Annotated in this window: 21 protein-coding genes; 6 read left to right on the top strand and 15 right to left on the bottom strand. The window is 64.0% G+C overall.

Features of this window, described 5'->3' with window-relative positions:
* The first annotated feature begins 1 nt into the window (after position 1).
* Both HMPREF9696_RS10075 and HMPREF9696_RS10080 read left to right on the top strand, forming a co-directional pair.
* Positions 2-1,603 (top strand): phytoene desaturase family protein, encoded by a 1,602-nt coding sequence (locus HMPREF9696_RS10075; protein ID WP_002712889.1) that lies wholly within the window; start codon positions 2-4, stop codon positions 1,601-1,603.
* 172 nt (positions 1,604-1,775) lie between these two features.
* Complete coding sequence (locus HMPREF9696_RS10080) at positions 1,776-2,711, top strand: 50S ribosomal protein L11 methyltransferase (protein WP_002712890.1); 936 nt, start codon at positions 1,776-1,778, stop codon at positions 2,709-2,711.
* Between the two features lie 139 nt (positions 2,712-2,850).
* On the opposite strand, the gene HMPREF9696_RS10085 is transcribed toward HMPREF9696_RS10080, so the two are convergent.
* The gene (locus tag HMPREF9696_RS10085; protein WP_002712891.1) at positions 2,851-3,060 is read right to left on the bottom strand and encodes a hypothetical protein; all 210 of its coding nucleotides are present in this window, start codon (positions 3,058-3,060) and stop codon (positions 2,851-2,853) included.
* Between the two features lie 214 nt (positions 3,061-3,274).
* Here HMPREF9696_RS10085 and HMPREF9696_RS10090 point away from each other — a divergent pair, with 214 nt between their 5' ends.
* Together HMPREF9696_RS10090 and HMPREF9696_RS10095 are read left to right on the top strand one after the other, a co-directional pair.
* The gene (locus HMPREF9696_RS10090; RefSeq protein WP_002712892.1) at positions 3,275-5,110 is read left to right on the top strand and encodes an aminopeptidase P family protein; all 1,836 of its coding nucleotides are present in this window, start codon (positions 3,275-3,277) and stop codon (positions 5,108-5,110) included.
* 43 nt (positions 5,111-5,153) lie between these two features.
* On the top strand, positions 5,154-6,434 hold the full coding sequence (locus HMPREF9696_RS10095; protein ID WP_002712893.1) for a multidrug effflux MFS transporter: 1,281 nt from the start codon (positions 5,154-5,156) through the stop codon (positions 6,432-6,434).
* Here HMPREF9696_RS10095 and ligA read toward each other — a convergent pair.
* From ligA to HMPREF9696_RS10135, 8 genes are all read right to left on the bottom strand, one after another.
* Positions 6,431-8,590 carry an NAD-dependent DNA ligase LigA gene (ligA, locus tag HMPREF9696_RS10100; RefSeq protein ID WP_002712894.1) on the bottom strand — a complete coding sequence of 720 codons (2,160 nt, stop codon included), beginning with the start codon at positions 8,588-8,590 and terminating at the stop codon, positions 6,431-6,433. The two genes, HMPREF9696_RS10095 and ligA, sit on opposite strands and share 4 nt — an antisense overlap.
* A 6-nt stretch (positions 8,591-8,596) precedes the next feature.
* Positions 8,597-10,270 carry a DNA repair protein RecN gene (gene recN / locus HMPREF9696_RS10105; protein ID WP_002712895.1) on the bottom strand — a complete coding sequence of 558 codons (1,674 nt, stop codon included), beginning with the start codon at positions 10,268-10,270 and terminating at the stop codon, positions 8,597-8,599.
* Between the two features lie 25 nt (positions 10,271-10,295).
* The gene (locus HMPREF9696_RS10110; RefSeq protein ID WP_002712896.1) at positions 10,296-11,189 is read right to left on the bottom strand and encodes an outer membrane protein assembly factor BamD; all 894 of its coding nucleotides are present in this window, start codon (positions 11,187-11,189) and stop codon (positions 10,296-10,298) included.
* 265 nt (positions 11,190-11,454) lie between these two features.
* Positions 11,455-12,417, bottom strand: coding sequence for a UDP-3-O-acyl-N-acetylglucosamine deacetylase (gene lpxC, locus HMPREF9696_RS10115; RefSeq protein WP_002712897.1), 963 nt, complete (start codon positions 12,415-12,417; stop codon positions 11,455-11,457).
* A gap of 358 nt (positions 12,418-12,775) precedes the next feature.
* Positions 12,776-14,536 carry a cell division protein FtsZ gene (gene ftsZ / locus HMPREF9696_RS10120; RefSeq protein WP_002712898.1) on the bottom strand — a complete coding sequence of 587 codons (1,761 nt, stop codon included), beginning with the start codon at positions 14,534-14,536 and terminating at the stop codon, positions 12,776-12,778.
* 87 nt (positions 14,537-14,623) lie between these two features.
* Positions 14,624-15,946 carry a cell division protein FtsA gene (gene ftsA / locus HMPREF9696_RS10125; protein ID WP_002712899.1) on the bottom strand — a complete coding sequence of 441 codons (1,323 nt, stop codon included), beginning with the start codon at positions 15,944-15,946 and terminating at the stop codon, positions 14,624-14,626.
* Entirely contained in the window at positions 15,943-16,932 is a 990-nt protein-coding gene (locus HMPREF9696_RS10130; RefSeq protein WP_002712900.1) for a cell division protein FtsQ/DivIB, read from the bottom strand. Before HMPREF9696_RS10130 ends, ftsA begins: the two co-directional genes overlap by 4 nt.
* Positions 16,899-17,825: a D-alanine--D-alanine ligase gene (locus HMPREF9696_RS10135; RefSeq protein WP_002712901.1), complete on the bottom strand. Its 927-nt coding sequence runs from the start codon at positions 17,823-17,825 to the stop codon at positions 16,899-16,901. The genes HMPREF9696_RS10130 and HMPREF9696_RS10135 overlap by 34 nt, the downstream gene beginning before the upstream one ends.
* Positions 17,826-17,947: 122 nt before the next feature.
* Here HMPREF9696_RS10135 and HMPREF9696_RS10140 point away from each other — a divergent pair, with 122 nt between their 5' ends.
* Positions 17,948-18,721: a bestrophin-like domain gene (locus HMPREF9696_RS10140; RefSeq protein ID WP_002712902.1), complete on the top strand. Its 774-nt coding sequence runs from the start codon at positions 17,948-17,950 to the stop codon at positions 18,719-18,721.
* On the opposite strand, the gene murB is transcribed toward HMPREF9696_RS10140, so the two are convergent.
* The 4 genes from murB to HMPREF9696_RS10160 form a co-directional block, all read right to left on the bottom strand.
* On the bottom strand, positions 18,718-19,638 hold the full coding sequence (murB, locus tag HMPREF9696_RS10145; RefSeq protein ID WP_040301353.1) for a UDP-N-acetylmuramate dehydrogenase: 921 nt from the start codon (positions 19,636-19,638) through the stop codon (positions 18,718-18,720). The two genes, HMPREF9696_RS10140 and murB, sit on opposite strands and share 4 nt — an antisense overlap.
* Positions 19,635-20,111, bottom strand: coding sequence for a DUF6653 family protein (locus tag HMPREF9696_RS10150; RefSeq protein WP_002712904.1), 477 nt, complete (start codon positions 20,109-20,111; stop codon positions 19,635-19,637). The genes murB and HMPREF9696_RS10150 overlap by 4 nt, the downstream gene beginning before the upstream one ends.
* 15 nt (positions 20,112-20,126) lie before the next feature.
* Positions 20,127-21,530: a UDP-N-acetylmuramate--L-alanine ligase gene (murC, locus tag HMPREF9696_RS10155; protein ID WP_040301962.1), complete on the bottom strand. Its 1,404-nt coding sequence runs from the start codon at positions 21,528-21,530 to the stop codon at positions 20,127-20,129.
* A 143-nt stretch (positions 21,531-21,673) separates the two neighbouring features.
* Complete coding sequence (locus tag HMPREF9696_RS10160) at positions 21,674-22,864, bottom strand: MFS transporter (protein WP_002712906.1); 1,191 nt, start codon at positions 22,862-22,864, stop codon at positions 21,674-21,676.
* A 113-nt stretch (positions 22,865-22,977) separates the two neighbouring features.
* Between HMPREF9696_RS10160 and HMPREF9696_RS10165 the strand changes: the two genes are divergently transcribed.
* On the top strand, positions 22,978-23,883 hold the full coding sequence (locus tag HMPREF9696_RS10165) for a LysR family transcriptional regulator (protein WP_002712907.1): 906 nt from the start codon (positions 22,978-22,980) through the stop codon (positions 23,881-23,883).
* Here HMPREF9696_RS10165 and murG read toward each other — a convergent pair.
* Together murG and ftsW are read right to left on the bottom strand one after the other, a co-directional pair.
* On the bottom strand, positions 23,880-24,980 hold the full coding sequence (murG, locus tag HMPREF9696_RS10170) for an undecaprenyldiphospho-muramoylpentapeptide beta-N-acetylglucosaminyltransferase (protein WP_081602396.1): 1,101 nt from the start codon (positions 24,978-24,980) through the stop codon (positions 23,880-23,882). The two genes, HMPREF9696_RS10165 and murG, sit on opposite strands and share 4 nt — an antisense overlap.
* Before the next feature lie 13 nt (positions 24,981-24,993).
* The gene (ftsW, locus tag HMPREF9696_RS10175) at positions 24,994-26,145 is read right to left on the bottom strand and encodes a putative lipid II flippase FtsW (protein ID WP_002712909.1); all 1,152 of its coding nucleotides are present in this window, start codon (positions 26,143-26,145) and stop codon (positions 24,994-24,996) included.
* Positions 26,146-26,238: the final 93 nt, after the last annotated feature.

Here is a 26,238-nt window from a genome sequence, read left to right on the forward strand (position 1 = left end):
CATGTCGGACTACGATGCACTCATTATCGGCGCGGGCCATAACGGCCTGACCTGCGCGGCCTATCTCGCGATGAACGGCTTGCGCGTGAAGGTCGTCGACCGGCGAAAGGTGGTCGGCGGCGCGGCGGTCACCGAGGAATTCCATCCCGGCTTCCGCAACTCCGTGGCGGCCTACACCGTGAGCCTGCTCAATCCGAAGGTGATCGCGGATCTCGATCTGCACCACCATGGCCTGCGGATCGTGGAACGCCGCGCCCAGAATTTCCTGCCCGCGCCCGATGGACGCTATCTGCTCACCGGCGACGGACGCACCCATCAATCGATCGCAAAGTTCAGCGAACGGGATGCCCTGCGGATCGACGATTTCAACCGCGAACTGGAAACCATCGCCGACGTGCTGCGCGCCTTCGTGCTGCGCGCGCCGCCGGATGTGGTCGAGGGTTTCGGCCTTCGCGCCATCCGCGAAGGGTTCAATGCGCTCTCCAGCGCCAACATCCTGCGCGGCCTGTCGCTGGAGAGCCAACGCCTGCTGCTCGACCTGTTCACACGCTCGGCGGGCGACATGCTGGACGACCGCTTCGAGAGCGATCTGGTCAAGGCGCTGTTCGGGTTCGATGCCGTGGTCGGGAACTATGCCAGCCCCTACGCGGCGGGGTCGGCCTACGTCATGCTCCATCATGCCTTCGGCGAGGTGAACGGCCGCAAGGGCCTCTGGGGCCACGCCATCGGCGGCATGGGCGCGATCACCCAGGCCATGGCGGCGGCGGCCCGCGCCCACGGAGCGGACATCGAGACCGAAGCCGGTGTCCGGGAGGTCATTGTGGAGGGCGACCGCGCGATCGGCGTCACTCTCGATAACGGTACAATGATAAAGGCGAAATATGTCGCCTCGAGCGTGAATCCGAAGCTGCTCTACACCCGGCTGATCCCGCGCGACGCCCTGCCGAAGCCATTCCTCGACCGCATCAAGACCTGGCGAAACGGGTCCGGCACCTTCCGGATGAACGTCGCCCTTTCAGCCTTGCCCTCCTTCAAGGCGCTCCCCGGCGAGGGTGACCACCTGACCGCGGGCATCATCATCGCCCCCAGTCTCGGCTACATGGACCGCGCCTGGCTCGATGCCCGCGCCCACGGCTGGAGCCGGGAACCGGTGGTCGAGGTCCTGATCCCGTCCACGCTGGACACCTCGCTGGCTCCGCCGGGCCGGCATGTCGCCAGCCTGTTCTGCCAGCACGTCGCGCCGGAACTCCCGGACGGGCGGTCATGGGACGACCATCGGGAGGAAGTCGCCGACCTGATGATCGCCACCGTGGACCGCTACGCACCCGGCTTCGCTCGCAGCGTAATCGGCCGGCAGGTGCTCTCCCCGCTTGATCTGGAGCGCGAGTTCGGACTTCTCGGAGGCGACATTTTCCATGGCGCGCTGTCGCTCAATCAGCTCTTTTCGGCCCGGCCGATGCTGGGCCATGGCGGCTACCGGGGGCCGCTGAAGGGCCTCTATCACTGCGGCTCCGGCGCCCATCCCGGCGGCGGCGTGACCGGCGCGCCGGGCCACAACGCTGCGGCTGTTATCCTGCGGGATCATCAGGGAATCTTCACTTAAAGAGCTGTGGAAAGAGCGCTTCACGGCTGTTGAGAACCTGTGGATAACCCTGTGGATAATCAGTGGATTTCCGCTTGGTTAAGGTTTTACTAACGTGTTGAAAACCCGGGTTAACAAAGTGTGAAGAACCCCGGTATGTTCGGTGCGTAACCGGTGGACAGATTGTGGGAAAATGGGCGATGCAATCACGAAACTCAGCCCGCTGGACCCGCCCGTGACCGCATCAGATTCCCCGCCCGTGACCCAGGCCACCTTCGCCATCGGTGACGAGCGGACCGCCAGCCGCATCGTGGACGCGATCACCGAAAGCTATCCCAGCCACGACCTTGCCATTGCCGCCTTCGAGGCGCCGGGCGGCCGCTGGGACATCACCATGCATTTCGGCGAACCGCCGGATCAGGACTTCATCCGCTCGCTGGTGACTGACACCGCGGGCGAAGCCGCCGCGAGTTCCATCGTCTTCGGCACCGTCGAAACCAAGGACTGGGTCAAGGCCAGCCTCGCCGATCTGGTCCCGGTCAGCGCCGGGCGGTTCATCGTCCATGGCAGCCACGATCGCGATCGGGTGCCGACCAACAAGCTCGGGATCGAGATCGAGGCGGCGCTGGCCTTCGGCACCGGCCACCACGGCACCACACGCGGCTGCCTGCTGCTGCTCGATCAGGTGCTGAACCAGCGCACCCCCAAGCGGGTTCTGGATCTCGGTTCCGGAACCGGGGTGCTGGCCATCGCAGCGGCGAAGGCGCTCCGACGCCGGGTGCTGGCGACCGACATCGACTTCCGATCAGTGATCGTGGCGAGCGAAAATGCCCACCTCAACGGCGTCGGGACTCTGGTCGAGGCTGTCCATGCTACCGGCTTTCATGCCCCGGACTTTGCCGCCAACGGCCCGTTTGGCCTCGTGATGGCGAACATCCTGGCCAACCCGCTGCGGCGGCTGGCCCCGGACATGGCGCGGCATCTGGCGCCCCATGCTTTCGTGATCCTGTCGGGATTGCTGCCGCATCAGGCGAACAGCGTGGTGGCCGCCTATCGCGGCGCGGGCCTGAAGCTGCTCAAGCGCATCCAGATCGACGGCTGGAGCAGCCTTCTGATGCAAAGGCGCTGAGGGCGCGTCATTCCGGGGCGTGAGCCATTGCGAGCGAACCCGGAATCCGGTTGCGGCGGAAAAACTCTTCTGCATTCCGGATCAGTCCGCAGGTCCGGACTGTCCGGAATGACGGCATTCTGGTGAATGATCGGATGTCTTATTCCCGTTTCATCCGGTGAGGCGTGATATCGGCCTCGGTGTAGCCAGCTTCAAATCGCGCCCGGCGCGCCTCGCGCTGCAGCCGGTTTTCGGTCAAGCGATCCAGCATCTGGACGATGACCCCGCGCGGCTCCTTGATGGTCACCGCCGGAATGCTGCCGCCCTGATGAGTCGGCGGCGAAATCTTCTCAAACATAAAAGCTGGCATGCCCTATCCCCTCTTCGTTGAGTTGAAAAACACACCCCTTCGCATTTCCGCGAGGTCCACTTCGTTGAAGCATCTTTGCTCTCAAATGGTTCCTCTCATTGGCCTTCCCTGTAGGCACCGATTACAAAGCATGGATCGTGCCATTCACAATTGACGCAGCCCCATGACACGGCTGCCGATTGCCCGCCAATTCCACGCCTCATAAGGTCGCGCAATGTTCGAAGCCCAATTCCAGACATTCGAGGACCCCGAGGGCGGTGTCGCACTGGCTGCGCGGCTGTCCGCCTTCCGTGAGGAACTGCTGCGCCGGCAACTCACGGGATTCGTGATTCCCCGCGCCGACAGCCAGCAAAACGAATATGTGCCGCCGAGCGACGAGCGGCTGGCGTGGCTGACAGGGTTCACCGGCTCGGCGGGACTGGCGATCGTCCTGACTGGCGAAGCGGCGCTGTTCGTGGACGGCCGTTACACCATTCAGGCCGCAAAGCAGGTCGATACCAGTGCATGGAACATCGAATCCCTGATCGAGCCGCCGCCGGAAAGCTGGCTGACCGCACATCTGTCGCCCGGCGACCGCCTCGGATTTGATCCCTGGCTGCACACTTCGGCGGCAGCCGAACGACTGGCCAAAGCCTGCGAGAAAGCCGGGGCCGAACTGGTCGCCGTGGACAGCAACCCGGTCGATGCGGTCTGGACGGACCGCCCCGCGCCGCCGCTCGGGCCGGTGAAAATCCATCCCGCTCAGTTGGCCGGAGAAAGCGAGAATGACAAGCTCACGCGAATCCGCACAGAGATTGCGAAGCTGAAGGTCGACGCGCTCGTGCTGTCTGACTCGCACGCAGTCGCATGGACCTTCAACATCCGCGGCGCGGATGTCGCGCACACACCGCTGCCGCTCTCCTATGCGCTGATTCCGAAAGACGGACGGCCAACGATCTTCATCGACCATCGCAAGCTCTCGAACAGCGTGCGCGATCATCTCGAAAAGAACGCGACCGTCGAGGAACCTGCGGCGCTGATGGGAGAGCTTGCCGGACTGGCGCAGACCGGCGCGGCCATCGGCCTCGACAGTGCGACAGCCGCCGATGCTTTGAGCCGTCTGATCGCAACGGAAGGCGGCAAGCCGGTTCGCGTATCCGATCCGGTTGCAACGCTGAAAGCGGTGAAGAATGCCGCCGAGATCGCCGGCACCCACGCCGCGCACAAGCGCGATGGCGCGGCACTGGCGAAATTCCTGGCGTGGATCGACCGCGAAGCGCCAAGCGGCAAGCTGACAGAAATCGACGCCGTCGAAGCACTGGAAACCTTCCGCCGCGAAACCGGCGCGCTGAAGGACGTGTCTTTCCCCACCATCTCCGGCACCGGCCCGAACGGCGCCATCGTGCATTATCGCGTCACCCGCAAGTCCAACCGGCGGATCGCGCCCGGCGACCTGCTGCTGATCGATTCCGGCGCGCAATACGAAGACGGCACCACCGACGTCACCCGCACCATCGCCATCGGCGAGCCGACGGAGGAAATGCGCGACCGCTATACCCGCGTGCTGCGCGGGCATATTGCGATTGATCGCGCGGTGTTTCCCGACGGCGTCAGCGGCGCACAGATCGACGCTTTCGCACGGCAATTCCTCTGGCATGCCGGCATCGACTTCGAGCACGGCACCGGCCACGGCGTCGGCAGCTATCTGTCCGTGCATGAAGGCCCGGCGCGCATTTCCAAGCTCGGCACCACGCCGCTGAGGCGCGGCATGATCCTCTCCAACGAGCCTGGATATTATAAAACCGACGCCTTCGGCATTCGCATCGAAAATCTCGAACTGGTTGTCGAGAAGATGATCGAGGGCGCAGAGAAGCCGATGAATGGCTTTGAAGCGTTAACGCTTGCGCCATTCGACCGGCGGCTGATCAATGCCGACCGGATCAGCAAGCAGGAATTGCGCTGGCTCAACGCCTACCATGCGCGGGTGCGCGACGAGATCCGCCCGCTGGTCGATGAAGCGACGAAAGTGTGGCTCGACGCGGCGACGGAGCCGATGACCCACACACGATGAGCGACAACCGCAAGCCGACCCAAGAGAACAGAGTCCGGACAACGTGACCCACCCGAAGACCGAATTCTCCGCCACAAAGGCAGCGCCGCCCGCCGCGTGGAAACTGCTGCTGATGCTGGTGGCGATGAACGGTCTCGCGCCGGTCTCGCTCTACATCCTCGTGCCCGCGCTTCCGATCCTGGCCAAGACCCTCGGCAGCGACGTCTCCGCCGTTCAGCTCAACGTGTCGCTGTTCATGGTGGGCCTTGCGATCTCGCAACTGGTAACCGGATCGCTGTCGGATCGTTTCGGCCGCCGCCCCGTCCTGCTCGGCGGATTCGGGCTGGCAGTGATCGCCACCATCATCTGCATGTTCGCGGAAACCCTGCCGCAGCTTATCGCAGGACGCTTCCTGCAGGCGCTGGGCGGCGCCACCGGGATGGTGATGAGCCGCGCGGTCATCCGCGATCTTTATCCGCGCGAGCGCGTCGGCGGCATGATCAGCCTGGTGATAGCCGTGATGATGATCGCGCAGCTTCTCAGCCCGCTGATTGGCGGCCTTCTGGAAACCAGCTTCGGCTGGCGCGCGATCTTCTACTTCATGGCGGCGACGTCGATCGTCATCACCGTAGGCATCGCCCTGGGTCTGCCGGAAACACGGCCCGCTCGGGTCTCGACAGAGGACAGCGGATTTTTCAAGGATGTACGTGCGCTGTCCGCCAGCCGCGTGTTCTTCGGCTATGTCCTGTGCCAGATGCTCGCCTCGGCGATCATCTTCACCTTCGCTGGCGGCGGCCCTTACATCGTGGTCAACCAGATGGGCCGTTCGACCGCGGAATACGGATTGTGGTTCGCCACATCGGGCCTCGCCTATCTGCTCGGCAATCTGGCCTCGGTGCGGCTGTCGCCGCGTCACGGCATCGACCGGATGATCTGGCTCGGGATCGCGCTGCAGATCGCCGGATCGGTCCTCAATGTCATTTGGGGCTTCACCGGTCTAAACCAGACGCCGTCATGGCTGTTCGGCACCCATATGATCGTGATGTTCGGCAATGCCTTCGCGATGGCCAATGCGTCGGCCGGCGCGATCAGCATCCGCCCGCAGGCGGCGGGCACGGCGGCCGGCGCCATGGGCTTCCTGCAGATGGGCTTCGGCTCGCTCTGCTCGCAGCTCGGCGCGTTTCTCGGCGGTCAGTTCACAACGCCGCTGCCGCTCAACATCGCAATCTTGATTGTCTCTGCATCATGCGCGGTGGTGATCGTGCTGCTGGTTCCGCGCACGCACGTCGCGGTGACGACAGAGAAGATTGTTGAGGCCGAAGCGGAAGAGACGGGACTGATTTAGCTTCCACCGACCATCGCGAGCCATTCGTCTTCGGTCAGGACCTTGACGCCGAGTTTGTTGGCTTCGGCGAGCTTCGAGCCGGCACTGGGCCCTGCGACCACGTAATCGGTCTTCTTCGACACTGAACCCGATGCCTTCGCGCCCAACCGCTCCGCCGTGGCCTTGGCTTCATCGCGGGTGAACTTTTCCAGCGAGCCGGTGAACACAACGATTTTTCCGGCGATGGGGGAATCGGTCCTCGCCTTTTCCGCAGGCTGCACGGTGATCTCGTCCAGCAGATCGTCCACCGCCTTGACGCTGTGCGGCTCCTTGAAGAACTCGACCAGCGCGTTGGCGACAACGGTCCCGACACCCTCGATGCCATTGAGGTCGCGATAGGCTTCGGAGTCCTCGCCCTCGCCCGCCGCGATCATGGCCGCGCGGAACGCTTCGACCGTTCCATAGTGCCGCGCCAGCAGCTTGGCGTTACCCTCGCCGACATGGCGGATGCCGAGCGCGAAGATAAAGCGAGGCAGCGCGATGGTGCGGCGCGCGTCGATCGCCGCGAACAGGTTGCGCACCGACGTCGTGCCATAGCCTTCGCGGTCGGCCAGCTTCTTTTGCGCGCGCGCATCACGCTTCTCGAGCGTGAAAATATCGGCGGGCGACATCACCAGACCGTCGGTGAAGAATTCCTCGATCTGCTTGTCGCCCAGCCCGTCGATGTCGAATGCGTTGCGGGCGACGAAATGCTTCAGCCGCTCTTTCACCTGCGCCGGGCAAGCCAACGAATTGGTGCAGCGGCGCACCGAATCCGGACGGCCTGTTTTTGGATCTTCCTCGCGCACCGCATGGCTGCCGCAAGCGGGGCACACCGTCGGAAACTTGTAGGGCTTGGCATCCTTCGGTCGCTTGTCGAGGACAACGCTGACAATCTGCGGGATCACATCGCCCGCGCGTTGCACCACCACCGTATCGCCGACGCGGATATCGACACCGTCTCGGATCGGCTGGCCGTCATTGCCGATGCCCTTGATGTAGTCTTCGTTGTGCAGCGTCGCGTTCTGCACCGCAACGCCGCCCACCGTGACCGGCGCGAGCTTCGCCACCGGCGTCAACGCACCGGTGCGGCCGACCTGGATTTCGATGTCGTTGAGAACAGTGGTTGCCTGCTCGGCGGCAAACTTGTGCGCGATCGCCCATCTTGGACTGCGCGACACGAAACCGAGCCGCTCCTGCCAATCGAGCCGGTCGACCTTGTAGACCACGCCGTCGATATCATAGCCGAGCTTGGCGCGCTGGGTTTCGATCTTCCGGTAGAACTTCAAGACCTCGTCGACACTGTCACATAGCGTCGTCAGCGGATTGGTGACGAACCCCGCCTTGTCGATCCATTCAATCATCTTGAACTGGGTCTTGGCTGGCATCTCGCTCATCTCGCCCCAGGCATAAGCGAAGAATTTAAGCGGACGCGACGCGGTGATCGACACATCCTTCTGGCGCAGCGAGCCGGCCGCCGAGTTGCGCGGGTTGGCGAACACCGTGTCCTCGGCTTCCGCCTGCCGCTTGTTCAGCGCGAGGAAGTCCTTCTTGAGCATGTAGACTTCGCCGCGGATTTCGCAGACGGCGGGAATGTTGCGGCCCTTCAACTTGTGCGGAATGTCGGCGATGGTGCGCACATTGGCGGTCACATCCTCGCCGGTGAAACCGTCGCCGCGCGTCGCGCCGCGCACCAGATCGCCGTCTTCGTAGCGCAGGGAAAGCGACAGGCCATCAATCTTCGGCTCGGCGACAATGGCCGGAATATCGTCGTCGCCCAGCTTCAGAAAGCGCCGCACGCGATCGACAAAGTCAGTGACGTCCTCGTCGGTGAAGGCGTTGCCCAGCGACAGCATCGGAACGGCATGCGGTGCTTTCGCGAACCGTCCGGATGGCGCGGCGCCCACCTTCTGCGACGGCGAGTCTCGCGTGACCAGCCCCGGAAACCGCGCCTCGATGGCATCGCTGCGCTTGCGCAGTTCATCGTAGGCCGCGTCGGAAATTTTCGGCGCGTCTGCGTTGTAATAGGCCTCGTTATGACGCTCGATCTCGAGAGCAAGCCGCACGAGTTCGACCTTGGCCTGTGTCTCGGTCAGCTTGTCGACAGCGACAGGTGTTTTTTTCGGTTTCGCGGCCATCACGCATCACGCCGTCGCAGCTTTAAGCAGCCGGTCCGCCGCAGCGCGCGCCTCGGCGGTGATTTCCGCACCCGCCAGCATGCGCGCGATTTCCTCGCGGCGATGATCCTTCGCCAAGGTCGCCACCCGCGTCGCGACACGCTTGCCCTTGTCGAGGGCATCCTTGGAGATCAGCAAATGCTGGTCCGCCCGTGCCGCCACCTGCGGCGCATGGGTTACGGCCATGACCTGAACCTTCTCGGCCAGCCGCGCCAGCCGCGCGCCGATGGCGTCGGCCACGGCGCCGCCCACACCGGTATCGATTTCGTCGAACACCAGGGTCGGCGCGGAGCCGCGATCCGACAGCACCACCTTCAGCGCCAGCAGGAAGCGCGAGAGTTCGCCGCCGGACGCGACCTTCATCAGCGGGCCCGGCCTGGTGCCCGGATTGGTCTGCACCCAGAATTCGACGCGGTCGAACCCCTGCGGACCCGGCGACGCAGCGTCGCTCTCAATCTGCGTGGTGAATTTTGCGCGTTCCAGCTTGAGCGGCGCGAGTTCGGAATTGACCGCCTTGTTCAGCTTCTCGGACGACTTCGCGCGAGCGGCTGACAGCTTCTGCGCGGCCGCATCGTAAGCCTTGTCGGCAGCGGCAGCAGCCTTCTCCAGAACCTTGAGCTGATCCGCGCCGGCGTCGATCAGCGCGACATCCGCCGCATAACGCTGCGCCAGGGCAGCCAGTTCATCCACCGGCGTCGAATATTTCCGCGCCGCGCCGCGCAGGGCGAACAATCGTTCCTCGATACGTTCAAGTTCATGCGGATCGAAATCGGCGGCGATCAGTGCTGCATTCAAATGCTGATCGGCCTCTTCGAGCGCGTTGATCGCGGCATCCATCGCTTTCACCGCAGGCTCGATCAGTGACGGCGCACTGCCCGCGCGGCGTTCGAGACGGCGCACGGCGGCCGCGAGCGATGACACCGGTGACCCCGGACCACCGACGGCGGCCTGCGCCTCGCGCAAATCCTCGGCGATCTTCTCGCCCTGCATCATGGTGGTGCGACGTTCCGCCAGCGACGTTTCCTCGCCCTCCTGCGGATTGAGCGTCTTCAGCTCCTCGGACGCATGGCGCAGATAATCCGCCTCGCGCGCGGCGCGCTCCATTCCGGCGCGATGCTCATCGAGAGCCGTGCGCGCGGTGCGGCGCGCCTCCCACAGCGCCTCGACGGCACTGACATCTTTCTCAAGTCCTGCGAACGCATCCAGCAGGCGGCGGTGCGTGGCGGTGTCCACCAGCGCGCGTTCGTCATGCTGGCCATGGATTTCAACCAGCGTCGCGCCGAGTGCTTTCAGCGTCTGGACGCTGATGGTCTGATCGTTGAGGAAGGCCCGGGTGCGGCCGTCGGCGAACTGGACACGGCGCAGGATCATCTCGCCGGTGTCGTCGAGGCCGTTCTCGCGCAGAATGGCGCTGGCGGGGTGCTTCTTCGGAACATCGAACACCGCCGTCACCTGGCCCTGCTCCGCGCCATGACGGACAAGGCTGGCGTCGCCGCGCCCGCCAAGCGCCAGTGCGAAAGCGTCGAGCAGAATGGATTTGCCCGCGCCGGTTTCGCCGGTGAGCACGGCAAGGCCGTTCAGGAAATCAATATCGAGCCGCTCGATCAGGACGATGTCGCGGATCGAAAGCCGGGCCAGCATGCGGAATTAGTCCTGCAGGAAGAAATCAGCCGAGGCCGACCTTCTTGAATGCGCGGGTAATCCACGAATCCTTGTTGGCCGCCGGTTCGACACCGCCGGACTTTACAAGATTGTAGGCGTCTTTGTACCAGCGGCTGTCAGGAAAGTTGTGGCCAAGAACGGCTGCCGCCGTCTGGGCTTCCGGAACAATGCCGATGGACATATAGGCTTCCGTCAGGCGGGCGAGCGCTTCCTCGACATGGCGCGTGGTCTGGTACTGCGTCACCACCACCTTGAAGCGGTTGATCGCGGCCGTGTAGTCCTTCTTGTCCATGTAGTAGCGGCCGATATTCATTTCCTTGCCGGCGAGCTGGTCGCGGGCCGCTTCGATCTTCCGCTTGGCGCTGGTGGCGTATTCCGAGGTCGGATACTTGCGGATCACTTCCTCAAGCGCTGCGATGGATTTTTCGGTGCGGCCCTGATCGCGCGAGATGTCCGGAATCTGGTCGAAATTCGACGCCGCGATCAGGTACTGCGCGTAAGCCGCATCCGGGCTGCCGGGGTGCAGCGCCACGTAACGGTTCGCGGAGGAGATGCACTCGTCGTAGTCGCCGTTTTCGTAGGCGGCATAGGCCGACATCAGCAACGATTTGCGCGCCCACTCGGAATATGGATGCTGGCGATCCACTTCCTCAAACTTCTTCATCGCGGACTTGCGGTCGCCCTTCTTGTTCATGAGGTACAGGCCCTCATTGTAGAGCTTGTCCGCAGGCTCATCGACGAAGGTCTCTTCCTTCGCCATGAACTTGTCCCAGAGCGCACCGGTGCCGCATCCACTGAGCGGCACGGCGAGCAGCGTCAGCCCGAGCGCAAGGCGCACCTGACGGCCAAGGCGGCTCATGAGAAATGGGCCGGAAATCTTGCGCGGTTCGAGCATCATGCGTTGGGCCGACCTGAATTTGAAATCCGACACGGGATCAACCGACCACCGGCTCTGGGTTGCTGACATGTCTGCCGCCGCGTCGCGGCACAAGCAGTCTAAAGGCTCGTCCAGCGCGCCTATGTAACTGAAAAACGGTCCTTAACCAACCGGATAGGAGGACAATTCGCCGGGATTAAGGCGGGTTTGGCCAGCGCAACGGTGGTGTGGTTAAGCGGCAAACCGGTCTGATCCGGGGTTCCGAAACCCGCCGGACGGCCGGGGTTCAGGACACATCCGGGGCGAAAGCAACGGCCACCATGCCGCCGGCGACATCGGCGTGGCCACGCGCACGGCGCGCAACAACGGGACGTTCGAGCACCGGCTCGGTGGCTTCCACCACCCGCCAGGCATGACGGTCGGCCATCAGCGCGGTCAGCACGGCGTGGTTCAGCTTGTGGCCGCCACGAACCGAGCGGTAGAGGCCGAGCAGCGGCAGTCCTGCCAGCGCGAGATCGCCCACGACGTCGAGCACCTTGTGGCGAACGCATTCATCGGCGTAGCGCAGGCCCTCGGTGTTGAGGACGCGGGTCTCGTCGACCACGACGGAATTGTCCAGCGAGGCGCCAAGGGCGAAGCCTGCGCTCCAGAGCTTGTTGACGTCGCCCATGCGGCCGAAGGTGCGGGCGCGGCAGATGTCGCGGCGGAAGCTGTCCGCGGACAGATCGAATGCATAGGCCTGACGGCCGATCGGCGTGTTGACGAAGTCAATCTCGAGTTCGGCGCGGAAGCCGCCGGCATGCGGGCGGAGTTCACCGCACGATTCGCCGAGCGTGACCTGCACGGTCTTCAGGATTTCGATGAACCGGCGTGGCGCGTTCTGCTGCACGACACCCGCCTGATCAATCGCATCGACAAACGGCGCGGCGCTGCCATCCATGATCGGAATTTCCGGTCCGTCGACTTCGATGGTGGCGTTGTCGACGCCCATGCCGCGCAACGCGGCCAGAACGTGTTCTGCGGTGGAAACCAGCGGACCTTCGTGGTCGCCGAGCACGGTGGCAAAGTCGGTCGCAACAACAGACGACGTGGTGGCCGCGATTTCGCGATCATCGCCGCTGCGGATGAAAATGAAGCCGGCATTGATCTCGGCCGGTCCGATTGTGACACTGGCCGGAGTTCCGGAATGAACGCCGATACCCGTCACGGTGACGTGCGACCGGAGCGTTGTCTGCCGACTGGATTTCATTCCCGCTTGCCCAAAAGTTCAGTCATCCAAGCCGCTGTAACCAAACTGGTTTCGCCTGTTGGCCGGCGCCGCGACAAAGGATCGTCCCCAAGTGGACAGACCTTAACCCTTACGCGTGAGAGCGCTACTCACGCTTGTTTACAGATTGTTACCCCAAACTCGCCGCATTCGTGCCGCCGGTCTGGCCCAATTGCTCGCCGAAACCGCCGCCCACGAGCGCGTCAGCGCGGCTGCAGTTGGCATATTTTACCAGCAAAAACAAATATTTAATTTACAGGTCAGTGGACCCGAAGGGTTTCCAGCAAAATGCCCCGGCTTTTGGCCGGGGCATTGAGACATTCACGGATTGTAACAGAGCTTAGTTGGCCTGCCGCCGCAGAAAGGCGGGGATATCCAGATGGTCCTCGGCACCGCCCTGCGGCGCGACCGGAGCCGGACGGCCATGCGAATCAAGGCCCTGCGGAGCCGGACGGCGTGCATACTCGGATACCGGAGCACCGGACCCACCGAACTCGGCCGGAACGGGACGCTGCGGCTTGCGCTCGGGGAGCGGAGGCATCGGCGCCATGGCCGGACCCGAGGCACGGGCCGCAATCGGCGGCTCGCTCTCTTCGTCACGGCGGCCGAGGCCGACATTGGCAAGACGCTGCAGCAGCGACGCGCGCTTCTGCGGCGGATGCTCCTCGGTGGCTTCACCGCGGGCCTGCCGGATCTGGTTCTGGGCCGGTACCGGCAATTCCTCGAACTGCGGCATGCGCGGCGCGCGCATCGGCATCCGCTCCGCCTGCTGCGGAATGAAGGACGACGGGGGCGCTGCTTCCTGCAGGTTCATCGGCTCTTCGTGATCCGGAAACAGCGAGGGCTTCGGCGGGATCGGACGCACGCTGACGTCGCCATAGGCGGCGGGCTGCATTGGAGCCGGGGCCGGAGCCGACGGCGCAACCGCTTCCGCGATCGCGGCGAGCGCCGCGCGGTCGATCTGGTCGGCAGTGGCACGAACCGGCGCAGGCGCCGCGGCGACAGCCTGCTTCTGCTGCTGGGCGCGTTCCTGCATGCGCTGGTTGTCAGCGCGCAGACGTGCGGTCAGTTCGGCAAGGCGGCTTTCCGGCGCACCGGCCGTGGTGACCGGAGGCGTAGCCGCGCGGGTGGCGGCCACGGCGTCGATGCCGGTGGCGACCACCGACACGCGGATCACGCCGTCGAGGCTTTCGTCGAAGGTCGCGCCGACAATGATGTTGGCGTCGCTGTCGACTTCCTCGCGGATGCGGGTCGCGGCTTCGTCGACCTCGAACAGGGTGAGGTCCTTGCCGCCGGTGATCGAGATCAGCAGGCCCTTGGCGCCCCTCATCGACGAATCGTCGATCAGCGGGTTGGCAATCGCGGCTTCCGCCGCGGTCAGGGCGCGCTTCTCGCCGGTCGATTCGCCGGTGCCCATCATCGCCTTGCCCATTTCGCGCATCACGGCGCGGACGTCGGCGAAGTCGAGGTTGATGAGGCCTTCCTTGACCATCAGGTCGGTGATGCAGGCAACGCCCGAGTAAAGCACCTGGTCGGCCATCGCGAAGGCGTCGGCGAAGGTCGTCTTCTCGTTGGCGACGCGGAACAGGTTCTGGTTCGGGATGATCAGCAGCGTATCGACCACCTTCTGCAGCTCGGTGATACCGGCTTCGGCGGTGCGCATGCGGCGCTGGCCTTCAAAGTGGAAGGGCTTGGTCACGACGCCGACGGTGAGGATGCCCATCTCGCGCGCGGTGGCGGCGATCACGGGAGCTGCGCCAGTGCCGGTGCCGCCGCCCATGCCGGCGGTGACGAACACCATGTTCGCGCCCGTGAGATGGTCCTTGATCTCGTCGATCACTTCCTGCGCGGCGGCGGCGCCCACGTCCGGCTGCGAACCCGCGCCAAGACCCTGGGTGACCTGCGTGCCCATCTGCACGATGCGCTCGGCCTTCGACATGGTCAGGGCCTGCGCGTCGGTGTTGGCGACGACGAAATCAACGCCCTGCAGCCCGGCGGTGATCATGTTGTTGACCGCGTTGCCGCCCGCTCCGCCCACACCGAACACGGTGATGCGGGGCCTCAGCTCGCGTACATCAGGGGGGGTGAGATTGATGGTCATGGGTGCCTCTCGATTATGCGCGCGCGTGGGGGCTTGGGCTGCACGCCAAAGCGGTTGATGAATTGGTCCGATCCGGTGTTGAGATCATCAGAAGCCCTCTCGAAGCCATCTGCCGACCTTTCCGAAGTAGCCGTTGGTCCCTGTCACAAGTTGCCGCGTGTGCCGCGGTTCGACGTGTTCTAGATGTGCGAATTGCGGATAGACCAGCAGGCCGGTCGACACCGCGAAGGATGCGCTCTTGGCCTCGTTGGGCAGCCGCGAGAAACCGAGCGGGCGGCCGATGCGGACCTCGCGGCCCAGAATGCGGCTGGCGAGATCGGGGATGCCGGTGAGCTGCGAAGCCCCGCCTGTCAGCACCACTCGCGCCCGCGGCTCTGCCGCAAAGGGGGAATCCGCGAGCCGGTCCCTGACCATCTCAAAAATCTCCTCGACCCGCTGCTTCACGATGTTTGCAATCGTGGCGCGGGAAACAATCTGCGGCGCGTCACCGTCGTGACCACCTACTGTCGGCACGCTCATGACTTCGCGCGAGTCAGACCCACCCGTCAGCACCGTGCCATATAACGTCTTGATTCGCTCGGCATCCGCAACGCAAGCCCCAAGTCCGCGCGCCAAATCCATTGTCACATGCTGTCCGCCGACTGCGAACCCGCTGGCATGCACGCACTGCCCGGCCGAATAGGTCGCGATCGTCGTGGTGCCCGCGCCCATCTCGACCACGGCCGCGCCGAGATCGGCTTCATCGTCGGTCAGGACCGACAGGCCGGAGACATAAGGAGCGGCGGCCATCGCCTCGACATTGAGATGGCAGCGCTCGACCACCAGCATCAGGTTTTTCGCCGCGGTGGCGTCGGCGGTCATGACATTCATGTCGATGCCGAAATGGCGGGCGACCATGCCGCTCGGATCGCGCACGCCCTTGACGCCGTCCAGCGAGTAGGTCGCTGGCAGGACATGGAGAACGGTGCGACCATGTGGCGTCGCATGATGCATGCCGGCACTGATGACGCGGCTCATGTCGGCAGGCGTCACGCCGCCGCCGCGCAATTCCGAGGAGGCCTCGACCATGGCGCCCTGCAGACGGCCGGCGGAGACCGACAGCAACACCGACTCGACGCGGACTTTCGCCATCCGCTCGGCCAGCGCCACGGCCTGGCGCACAGCCTGCTCGCATTCGTTGAGATCGACCACGGCGCCGGCCTTGACGCCGCGCGACTGGATGTGGCTCAGGCCGATCAGTTCGACCGCATGGGTCCGCCCGCGCAGCGCATCGCTCGGGGCGCATGGCTTCAGCCGCGCAATCAGACAGGCGATCTTGCTGGTGCCGATGTCGAGCGCGGCCACAAGCGCCGTCTTGTTCGGCGGCATCTGCCGGGTCTTCGGGGTCTGTACGCCATCGAGACTGGTCATGCGCTTCCAGCCTTCTTCGGGGTTTTCTTGTCCTTGAGCAGGTCGTTGCGCGCTTTCGCCGCCTCTTCCGACAGGCGGACAGTCAGCCGGTCGGGCAGCCGCATGTCGATGGCGGTGATGTCGCGCGAGAACAGTCCGGTCTCCTTGTCCATCTTGGACAGGGTCGCCAGCGCCTTCTCGACCTCGAATTCCGGCAGCCGGACGTCGATGCCGTCCGCCAGGCGCAAATTCCAGCGGCGCTCGCCGACAAACACGATGGCCTTCACCTGCGCCTTCACCTGCGGATATTGCGCCAGCAGGCTGAGGAAATCCTTGGCGCGGGTTTCAGCACCCTTGCCCACCACCAGCGGCAGCGACACGAAGCGCCGCGCCACATAAGGCTCGAGCACCGTGCCATCGGACGAGATCACGGACACACGGCCGTTCTCCTGCCAGAGTGCGAACGGCGAACGCTCGGTGATGTCGATCTGCAACGCGCCCGGATACAGCTTCTGCACCGTGGCATCGGCGATCCACGGATCAGCCTTCAGCTTGTCGCGCGCCGCGGCGGCATCGAGAAACAGCAGCGAGGAGCGCCCGTTGACGCCGCCGACCGCGAGGATTTCGTCCTGCGTGAGCTGCTTGCGGCCGGTGATCGCGACGCTGGTGATGCGGAAGCCCAGCGCATTGGCCGCGGCATTGCGGGTATCGCTCAAGGCCCCGAGCACATCGTCGGTGTGTCCGCCCTTGGTCACACCGAGAACGACAGCGCCAAGCAGCATGACGACAGTCGCGGCAAGACCGAAACCGCGCGGACGCCGGCGCTCCAGTTCGGAAATCCAGCGGGGGTCTTCCTGGCGGGAAATCACAGTGACGCCGGTGCGGCGCGCAGACTCCTGCCCGCGGGCGCGCGGACGCTGGGCCGCGGAAGCGGCCCGGGCCTGCTGAGGATTAGACTGGGACCTCGTCCGGCTTAACGACCGAGAGAGGCGTCCTCCACCATCCATTGCACCAACTCGTCAAATGTGATGCCTGCATGCGCTGCAAGCTCTGGCACAAGTGACGTCTCGGTCATGCCGGGTTGGGTGTTCACTTCGAGGCAGGACAATCCCCCAATACCCTCGATGCGGTCGTCGTAGCGGAAATCCGCACGGCTTACGCCCCGGCAGCCAAGCGCAACATGCGCCGCCAGCGTTAACCTTCGGACTTCCTGGTAAACAAAAGGTAAAATAGGTGCAGGCAGGATGTGTTTTGATGCGCCCGGTGAGTACTTTGCCTCGTAATCGTAGAATTTAATTAAAGGTACGATCTCGATCACCCCGGTCGGCTCGCCATTGATGACGGCGCAGGTGAGTTCCTTCCCTGCAACGTATTTTTCGACCAGAAGCTGGTCGCCATGGGGCCAGTCCTCGCGAAACAGTTCCTGCGGGGGGTGGGCATGAGATTCCGTGACGATGAAAACCCCCACACTGGAGCCGTCCGCCACCGGTTTGATGACATAGGGCGGCGCCATGGCATGGCCTTTGGCGACTTCGGCTCGCGTCAGCGTCAGCCCTTCCGGCACCGGCACCCCCGCCGTCGCCATCACGGTCTTGGCAAGGTCCTTCTGCATCGCCAGCGACGACGCCAGCACGCCGGAATGCGAATAGGGAATCCCGAGCGTCTCCAGCACGCCCTGAATGGTGCCGTCCTCACCCGGGCGGCCATGCAGCATCACCAGCGCCGCATCCGGCTTCACCTGATCGAGCACCGTTGCGATATCTCGTTTCACGTCGATGCGTGTGACACGATAGCCCTTGCGCTCCAGCGCATCGGCGCAGGCCTTGCCCGACCGCAACGAGACTTCCCGTTCGGACGACCATCCGCCCATCAGCACCGCGACATGCTTGAATCGAGTCATGATTTCTCCCAATGAGCCTTACCTACGCTGATTTGGGCCGATGACCAAGCCACCGCGAGTCGGATAGGTTCGCGGCCAGCGAATCCCGCGCCAGAACCCAACCGAGAAAGAAGGCCGCTTCCATGATCAGAGCATGGCTCGACATGTATCCCACTGGAATTTTCCTGTGCCTGATCGGGCTTTATTTCGGCATGATCGTCCTGCTCGTGATTGTGGCGTTCTGCCGCCCGTTTAACCGCTTTGTTCAGTCGCTAACCGGAGTTGTCGCACCGTTCTTCAATGCCGCGGCGATCCTGTTCGCGCTTTTGACCGGTTTTCTCGCCAGCGACATTGCCGAGCGCGGACGGCAGGCCTATCGCGTGGTCCACACCGAGGCTGGGGAATTGCGCAACATCCACACGCTCAGCGTGGCTTCGGTATCGGACATGCGCACCATCCGGTCTGCACTCAAGGCCTATGTATCAGCCGTGGTGAATGAAGAGTGGCCGGCCATGAACGCCATGCGCCTGTCGCCTGCCGCCGCCGCTGCGTATGACAGCCTGCTGCATGAAGTCAGCATTCCGTCGATCTCGAAAGAGTCCGGGGCAGCGGTACAGTCCGCACTTCTCACGGCCACGCTTCGCGTCGGCACCGCGCGAAGCGACCGGCTCGCACTCTCCGCCGACCACACCAATGACCTGAAGTGGCTTGTGGTCATCGTGCTTGGCTTAATCACGCAGGTTGCCATCGCGGTGGTCCATCTGGAAAAACCGCGCGCTTTCCTTGCGTCGCTCGTGGTGTTTTCAACGGCCGCCATTGTCGCGCTCGGCATCATCGCGCTTCAGGAATATCCGTTTGACGGCACGTTTCAGGTTTCGCCAGAGCCGATCAGGGCGCTGCAATCCCTGAGCGACTAACGCTCAACACCGATCCGCTTGATCTCCCAATGCAGATCGATGCCGGAAGTTTCCTTCACCCGCGCACGCACGGTTTCGCCGAGCGTTTCGATGTCATGCCCGGTGGCATCGCCGGTGTTGATCAGGAAGTTGCAATGCATTTCCGACACCTGCGCGCCGCCGACACGAAAGCCGCGCATGCCTGCAGCATCGACCAGTTTCCAGGCGCTGTGACCCGGCGGATTCTTGAAAGTCGAACCGCCGGTTTTCTCGCGGATCGGCTGCGCCGTTTCGCGATGGTTTTGCACCTCAAGCATCCGCGCGCGGATCGTCTCGGGATCGGTGACTGTCCCGCGATAGAGCGCGGAGGTGAAGATCACCGACGAATCCACGCCTGAATTGCGATAGACGAATTTCATATCGGCGTTGGAGTAGGTGACGCGCTCGCCGGTGCGCGTGACGCCCCTCGCCTCGACCAGCACATCCTTGGTCTCGCCGCCATTGGCGCCCGCATTCATGCGCAGCGCACCGCCGATCGAGCCGGGAATCCCAAAGTAGAATTCCAGCCCGCCGATATTGGCCGCAGCGGCGGCTTCCGCCACGCGCTTGTCGAGCGCGGCGGTCCCCGCGCGCACCGTATCGCCCTCGGCTTTCACCTCGCCGAATCCGCGTGGCGACAGGCGGATGACAACGCCACTGACGCCGCCGTCGCGCACGATCAGGTTCGAGCCGACACCGACCGTGTAAACTGGAATGTCCTGCGGCAGCCTCATAAGGAAGTAAGCGAGATCGTCCTCGTCTGCGGGCGTGAACAAAATCTGCGCCGGGCCGCCGACGCGAAACCATGTGAGAGGTGCAAGGGCTTCATTCGCCAGCAATCGCCCGCGCAGATCGGGCATCGCAGACTTCAGATCGGCGCTGATGTCGGGGAAAGTCAATACAGCCAAGAACGATACTCCGGCTTGGTGTCTTTCATGTCGTCAAACAACCATACCATGCGATCGACAAACCAGGTCTTGGCGACAATCACCAGCAGCATGGCCAAAAGGGTCACGGCCGCATTCGACACGACAAGCCCCCAAATCAATGCGCCTGTGCCGATCAGCGAAAACAAGGTTGCCGCGCGAGGCGCGACGCGGTGATGCAATGGAATCTCGTCACGCTTGAGATCCAACCAAACCCGCTCACCAAGCACAGCCTTTGAGGCCCAATTGTTGGTGGAAGCCGGCGGCGGAAACGCCCGCGGATTCCATATCAACCACGCGACAACAATGGCGACAGGAACAACCGCCCACCAGTCCAGCCACATCCGGCTCCAGATCGCCGCAACCAGCGCCGGGAACGCAGCATAGCGCGTCCAAACGCTCCAGGGATTGGCATGACGGCGCCATGTCTCATCGCTGAGAACCATTCGCAGCACCCCGCGCTAGCTTAGGGCCTTCAGTTCACCCGGCAACGCATAGGCCCATTGCGTGATATTGCCCGCACCGAGACACACCACGAAGTCATCCTTCTTCGCGATATTGCGCACCAGCGGCGCAAGGCTGTCGGCGCCATCGAGCGGGATCACCTCGCGATGCCCGTGAGCGCGAAGACCCTGCACGAAGGAATCGCGGTCAATGCCGGGGATCGGATCTTCGCCCGCCGCGTAGATATCGGCGACGATCACGGTATCCGCATCGTTGAAGCAGGTGCAGAACTCCTCGAACAGCGACTGCAGGCGGGTGTAACGATGCGGCTGCACCACCGCGATCACCTTCCCCTTGGTCGAATCCCGCGCGGCCTTGAGCACAGCGGCGATTTCCACCGGGTGATGGCCGTAGTCGTCGATAATCGTGACACCGTTCCATTCACCGGTGCGCGTGAAGCGCCGCTTCACGCCGCCGAAGCCGGCGAGCGCCTTGCGGATCGCATCGTCCGAGATTCCGATCTCGTGCGCCACGGCAATCGCCGCCGTGGCGTTGAGCGCGTTATGACGGCCCGGCATCGGCAGCACGAGGTCCGAAATCCGATGGCCGACCTGGGTCTTTCGGTGGCGGAATTCGACCTCGAATTTCGAGCCGCCGCTGAACGGTTCGAGATCGACCAGCCGTGCATCGGCCTGCGGATTTTCACCGTAGGTGATGATGCGGCGATCCTCGATCTTGCCGACCAGCGTCTGCACCACCGGATGGTCGATGCACATCACCGCGAAGCCGTAGAACGGCACGCCTTCAACGAAATCCTTGAATGCCTCCTGCACGGCGTCGAACGTCTTGAAGTGATCGAGATGCTCGGGATCGACATTGGTGACAATGGCGACGTCGACCGGCAGCTTGAGGAACGTGCCGTCGCTCTCGTCGGCTTCGACCACCATCCACTCGCCTGCGCCGAGGCGCGCATTGGTACCGTAGGCATTGATGATACCGCCGTTGATGACGGTCGGATCGAGCGCCCCCGCATCGAGCAAGGTCGCGACCATCGAAGTCGTGGTGGTCTTGCCATGGGTGCCCGCGATGGCGATGCAGCTTTTCAGCCGCATCAGCTCGGCCAGCATTTCGGCACGCCGGACGACAGGAATGCGCAGGCCGCGCGCGGCGACCAGTTCCGGATTATCGCGCTTGATGGCGGTGGAGACCACCATCACGTCCGCGCCGTTAACATTCTCGGCCTTGTGGCCGATGCTGATCTTGATGCCCTTGTCGCGCAGCCGGGTGACGTTGGCATTCTCGGAGGCGTCCGAGCCCTGCACGGTGTAGCCGAGATTGCACAGCACCTCGGCAATGCCGCTCATGCCGATGCCGCCGATACCGACGAAGTGAATGGGTCCGATCTCGCGCGGCAGTCTCATACATATCTTCCGATCATGGGAGATGCCGTCCCGGGCATCCATGGCGTCCTTCAAACAGACGAAGCCGACCGGGACAAGCCCGGCCGGTTCGGAAAAATACACGATTCTTTTCAGATCGGGCCGGAAAGGCCGAACTTGGCCGACTATTCGGCGGCCGCGGGGCAAACAGCGGCCGGAACCGGCTTGGCGCGTGTCTCGAACCGATGGCTCGCGATCGCCAGCGCCATGCCGGCCAGCGGCACCAGCGCCGCGATCCATGGCACCGATTCCAGTCCCGGTCCGCGCGCAATCACTATGCCGCCCAGCCACGCACCGATGGCATTGCCGAGGTTGAACGCCGCGATGTTGAAGCTCGACGCCAGCGACTGACCCGCGCCATGGGCTTTTTCGAGCACCCACATCTGCAGCGGCGGCGCCGTCGCGAACGCTGCGACACCGAACAGCGCGGCAAAGGCAACCATCGCGATCTTGTTATGAACGGCGAAGGTCATCAGCGCGAGCACAAGAGCAAGAGCGAACAGGCTACCGAATACTGTCGGCATCAGATGCCTGTCCGCGAACCGTCCACCGAGCAGATTTCCGATCAGCAAGCCGATCCCGACCACCAGCAAGATCGGCGACACGGCGGCATCGGAGAAGCCGGTCACCTTGGTGAGAAGCGGCGCCAGATACGTGAAGACCGCGAATACGCCGACCCATCCAAGGACCGTTGTGAGCAGTCCCGCCAGAACGGGACCGCGCTTGAGAACCGCAAGATCTTCTCGCAGGTTGAAGCCTTCAGGCGCCTTGCTGCTCGCTGGAACGAGCGCTGCGATGATCGCGAACGCCACAACACCGACCAGCGTGACGGCCCAGAAAGTCGCGCGCCAGCCGAAATGCTGGCCGAGCCACGTCCCGAACGGCACGCCCAGAATGGTTGCGACGGTGAGGCCGGTGAACATGATCGCGATGGCCGATGCCTTCTTGTCGGAAGCGACCAATGAGGTCGCGACCACCGAGCCGACGCCGAAGAAGGTGCCGTGCGCGAAGGCGGTGAGCACCCGCGCGGCCATCAGGGTCCAGTAGTTCGGCGCCAGCGCACAGGCGAGATTGCCGATGGTGAACACCGCCATCAGCACCAGCAGCGCGGTCTTCCGCGGCCAGCGCGCGGTGGCGATGGTCATGATCGGCGCGCCGAGAACGACGCCGAGGGCATAGCCGGAAATCAGCAAGCCTGCCGCCGGGATCGAAACACCGAGATCGGCGCCGACCTCGATCAGCAGGCCCATGATGACGAATTCGGTGACGCCGATTCCGAAGGCGCCGGCGGTGAGCGCGTAGAGTGCGAGTGGCATGGAACAGTCCTCAGGCAAATCCGGCCAGATGCCGGCATTGTCCGAGAGATGGACGCAAAGCCATTCGTGAACTAGATTGTGTAAAGTAACAGTATTTGTGAAATGAAGTCACAATGGCCAGTCAAGACATCAACCGCTCCGGCGAAATGGAGGTGTTCGCCCGCGTGGTCGAACTTGGAGGATTTTCGGCGGCGGCGCGCGCTTTCCGCATGAGCCCCTCGGCGGTGAGCAAGCTGGTGGCCCGGCTGGAGGCGCGGCTCGGCGTGCGGCTAATAAACCGCTCGACCCGCAAGCTGCAACTGACGCCGGAAGGCTCGGCCTATTACGACCGCAGCATCCGCATTCTCGACGACATCAACACGGCGGAGCGCGAAGCCGCCATCGGCGCAATTCCGCGTGGCCGGGTGCGGGTCAATACCAGCGTGCCGTTCGGGCTGCACTGGCTGCTGCCGCTACTGCCCGGCTTCTTCAGGCTGCATCCCGGCATCAGCGTCGACGTTTCGCTCACGGACACCGTCGTCGATCTGATGGAAGAGCGCGCGGACATCGCCATCCGCGTCGGCCCGCTGCGCGAGTCGCGCCTGCTCGCGCGCAAACTCGGCGAGAGCCGCATGGTGGTGGTCGCAGCGCCGTCCTACCTGAAAGAGCACGGCACGCCGAAAACTCCGTCCGACCTGACGAGGCATAACATGCTTGGCTTCTGCTTTTCCAAGCAGATCGACGGCTGGCCGTTTCGCGATGGCAATGGCGGGACGATTTCGGTGGCCCCTGTCGGCAATGCCCTCGTCTCGGACGGCGAAGCGATGCAGCGCCTTGCAGTGGCGGGCGCGGGCCTTGCGCGGCTGGCACGCTTTCATGTCGATGCGGACATCAAGGCCGGACGGCTTGCCGCCGTGCTGGAAGATTCCAACCCCGGCGATCTCGAGCCGGTCCATGCGGTGTTTCTCGGCCACGGGGGACATCTGCCCGCGCGCGTCCGGGCGTTTCTGGATTATCTGGTGGAGAACGTGCGGCTCTAGAGTCCGGCGACCTTCATCAACAGGTCTGCGAGACGTTCGGACGCATCGAGCCTGCCGACAGTGCGTGCACTGGCCGCCATCGCAGCCAGCCGCGCCGGATCGGCGGCGAGCGCGGAGATTTCCGACGCCAGACGGTCCGGCGTGAATTCGGCTTGCGGAATCCGGATCGCGCCGCCAGCCTTTTCCAGCACACCTGCGTTGGCGTGCTGGTCCTGGTCAATCGCGCCGGGCAGCGGCACGAGGATCGAAGGTCGCCCGATCGCACCAAGCTCTGCGACCGTTCCAGCTCCCGACCGCGACACCACGAGATGTGTGGCGGCGAAGCGCGCGGGCAGATCGGTGAAGAACGGCGCAAGCTCCGCCTCGATCTTGAGCTTGTCATAGACCGCGCGCACGCGCGGCATATCTTCCTCGCGCACCTGCTGGACCAGACTGAGCCTGCGCCACAACGCCGGCTCCAGCCGCTCGATCGCAGGCGGCACGATGTCCGCCATCACCCGTGCGCCCTGGCTACCGCCAACGACCAACAGACGCAGCGGACCATCGGCCGTCGGAGCAATATAAGGGACCGCAGCGGCCGCAAGAATCGCGGGCCGCATCGGCGTGCCGGTGACCGTCGTCTTGCTCGCGAGCGATGGATCGCGATCCAGCACGCCGGGCAGCGACGTCGCAATCGCGCTGACGCGGGTCGAGAGCAGACGGTTGGCGCGGCCGAGCACCGCATTGGAATCATGAATGACGGTCGGAATGCCGAGCAGCTTTGCCGCGATCAGCGGTGGCAGCGTCGGATATCCGCCGAAGCCCACTACGGCCTTGGGCCTGCGCGCCATCAGCAAGGCGAGCGCCTTGGCGCCGCCAGCGGCCAGCATCGCGCCCGTGCGTGCCAGCGCCCAGGGCGTGCGGCCGCGCACTGTCTCGCTCGGCACCACATCCATCATGTCGCGCGTGAACATCCCGCCATAACGCAGCGCGCGGGAGTCCGTCATCAGCCGCACCTCGGCGCCACGCTTGATCAGCGCGACGCCAAGCGCCTCGGCGGGAAACAGGTGGCCACCCGTTCCGCCCGCCGCCAGCATGATGAGAGGTTTGTCAGACATAGGAGTATCAGTGTTACGCGAAGCCGTGCGCCGCTTGCGCCGCGCCGATGGATTCCATCTCCACGCGCGGGCGCTGCCGCGTCAGCGCCAGCAGCATGCCGACTCCATAGGCCAGCGAGATCATCGACGAACCGCCATAGGAGATGAAGGGCAGCGTCATGCCCTTCGCCGGCATCAGGTGCAGGTTCACCGCCATGTTGATGGAGGCCTGGATACCGAACATGATGGCGAGACCCGCAGCGGCGAAGCGCGCGAACAGGTCCTCGCTGGCATAGGCCCGCGACAGCGAACGAATGACGATGAAGGCGAACAACGCCAACAGCGCGAGGCAGAGGATGATTCCGAACTCCTCGGCGGCGACCGCGAACACGAAGTCGGTGTGGCTGTCAGGCAGGATGCGCTTCACCGTGCCCTCGCCCGGCCCCTGCCCGAACCAGCCGCCGTGGGTGAAGGCTTCCATCGCGGTATCGACCTGAAAGGTGTCGCCCGACGCAGGGTCCATGAAGCGTTTGATGCGGCCCGCGACATGCGGCACCATCATATAGGCGCCGAACAAGCCGACCGCGCCCGCGCCCATCAGGCCGAACACCCAGATCATTCGCATCCCGGCGATAAAGAACAGCGCCCCCCACACCATCAGCAGCAGCATGGTCTGGCCGAAGTCCGGCTCCAGCACCAGCAGCGTCACTGTCATCAGGAGAAGCGCGAGCGCCATCGAGGTCGCCGGCATTTCGGGACGCTTGGCGGATTCCGCGAACAGCCACGCGACCAGCACGACGAAGGCGGGCTTGAGCGATTCCGACGCCTGAATGTTGATGCCGAGGATGGTAATCCAGCGCTTCGCGCCCTTCACCTCCGGCCCGAGCAACAGGGTCGCAACAACAAGCGCCATGCTGACCGCGAACACGATCAAGGCACTGCGCCGGACCTGACGCGGTGACAGGAACGAGACGCCCAGCATCACCAGCAGCGACGGCAGCAGAAACAGCACATGCCGATTGAAGAAGTGAAACGGATCGAGACCGATGCGCGTCGCCACCGGCGGACTCGCAGCCAGCGAGAGAATGACACCCCCCAGCATCAGCGTGACGAACGCAGCCAGCAGCAGCCGGTCTACCGTCCACCACCATTCACTCAGGGGCGTGCGTTGCTCGCGGGAAATCATGGGCCGTCGCCCCTCTGCCAGAGGTTAACGGGGTATTACTCCCGCATCATGGTTTCCGGAGGGTTAAGGATGGGCAAATACGAGAAAAAATCT

This window comes from Afipia clevelandensis ATCC 49720 (genome assembly GCF_000336555.1).
In the GTDB taxonomy this organism is placed as follows: Bacteria; Pseudomonadota; Alphaproteobacteria; order Rhizobiales; family Xanthobacteraceae; genus Afipia; species Afipia clevelandensis.

Bases quoted from the DNA above. Each gene is read 5' to 3' on its own strand.
- HMPREF9696_RS10165 (WP_002712907.1), top strand. From the start codon at position 22,978: ATGGCCAGTCAAGACATCAACCGCTCCGGCGAAATGGAGGTGTTCGCC.
- HMPREF9696_RS10080 (WP_002712890.1), top strand. From the start codon at position 1,776: ATGGGCGATGCAATCACGAAACTCAGCCCGCTGGACCCGCCCGTGACC.
- HMPREF9696_RS10135 (WP_002712901.1), bottom strand. From the start codon at position 17,825: ATGACTCGATTCAAGCATGTCGCGGTGCTGATGGGCGGATGGTCGTCC.
- HMPREF9696_RS10140 (WP_002712902.1), top strand. From the start codon at position 17,948: ATGATCAGAGCATGGCTCGACATGTATCCCACTGGAATTTTCCTGTGC.
- HMPREF9696_RS10085 (WP_002712891.1), bottom strand. From the start codon at position 3,060: ATGCCAGCTTTTATGTTTGAGAAGATTTCGCCGCCGACTCATCAGGGC.
- murC (WP_040301962.1), bottom strand. From the start codon at position 21,530: ATGAGACTGCCGCGCGAGATCGGACCCATTCACTTCGTCGGTATCGGC.
- HMPREF9696_RS10150 (WP_002712904.1), bottom strand. From the start codon at position 20,111: ATGGTTCTCAGCGATGAGACATGGCGCCGTCATGCCAATCCCTGGAGC.
- ftsZ (WP_002712898.1), bottom strand. From the start codon at position 14,536: ATGACCATCAATCTCACCCCCCCTGATGTACGCGAGCTGAGGCCCCGC.
- HMPREF9696_RS10090 (WP_002712892.1), top strand. From the start codon at position 3,275: ATGTTCGAAGCCCAATTCCAGACATTCGAGGACCCCGAGGGCGGTGTC.
- lpxC (WP_002712897.1), bottom strand. From the start codon at position 12,417: ATGAAATCCAGTCGGCAGACAACGCTCCGGTCGCACGTCACCGTGACG.
- HMPREF9696_RS10110 (WP_002712896.1), bottom strand. From the start codon at position 11,189: ATGATGCTCGAACCGCGCAAGATTTCCGGCCCATTTCTCATGAGCCGC.
- HMPREF9696_RS10160 (WP_002712906.1), bottom strand. From the start codon at position 22,864: ATGCCACTCGCACTCTACGCGCTCACCGCCGGCGCCTTCGGAATCGGC.
- murG (WP_081602396.1), bottom strand. From the start codon at position 24,980: ATGTCTGACAAACCTCTCATCATGCTGGCGGCGGGCGGAACGGGTGGC.
- ftsA (WP_002712899.1), bottom strand. From the start codon at position 15,946: ATGACCAGTCTCGATGGCGTACAGACCCCGAAGACCCGGCAGATGCCG.
- ligA (WP_002712894.1), bottom strand. From the start codon at position 8,590: ATGGCCGCGAAACCGAAAAAAACACCTGTCGCTGTCGACAAGCTGACC.
- HMPREF9696_RS10075 (WP_002712889.1), top strand. From the start codon at position 2: ATGTCGGACTACGATGCACTCATTATCGGCGCGGGCCATAACGGCCTG.
- recN (WP_002712895.1), bottom strand. From the start codon at position 10,270: ATGCTGGCCCGGCTTTCGATCCGCGACATCGTCCTGATCGAGCGGCTC.
- HMPREF9696_RS10130 (WP_002712900.1), bottom strand. From the start codon at position 16,932: ATGGATGGTGGAGGACGCCTCTCTCGGTCGTTAAGCCGGACGAGGTCC.
- ftsW (WP_002712909.1), bottom strand. From the start codon at position 26,145: ATGATTTCCCGCGAGCAACGCACGCCCCTGAGTGAATGGTGGTGGACG.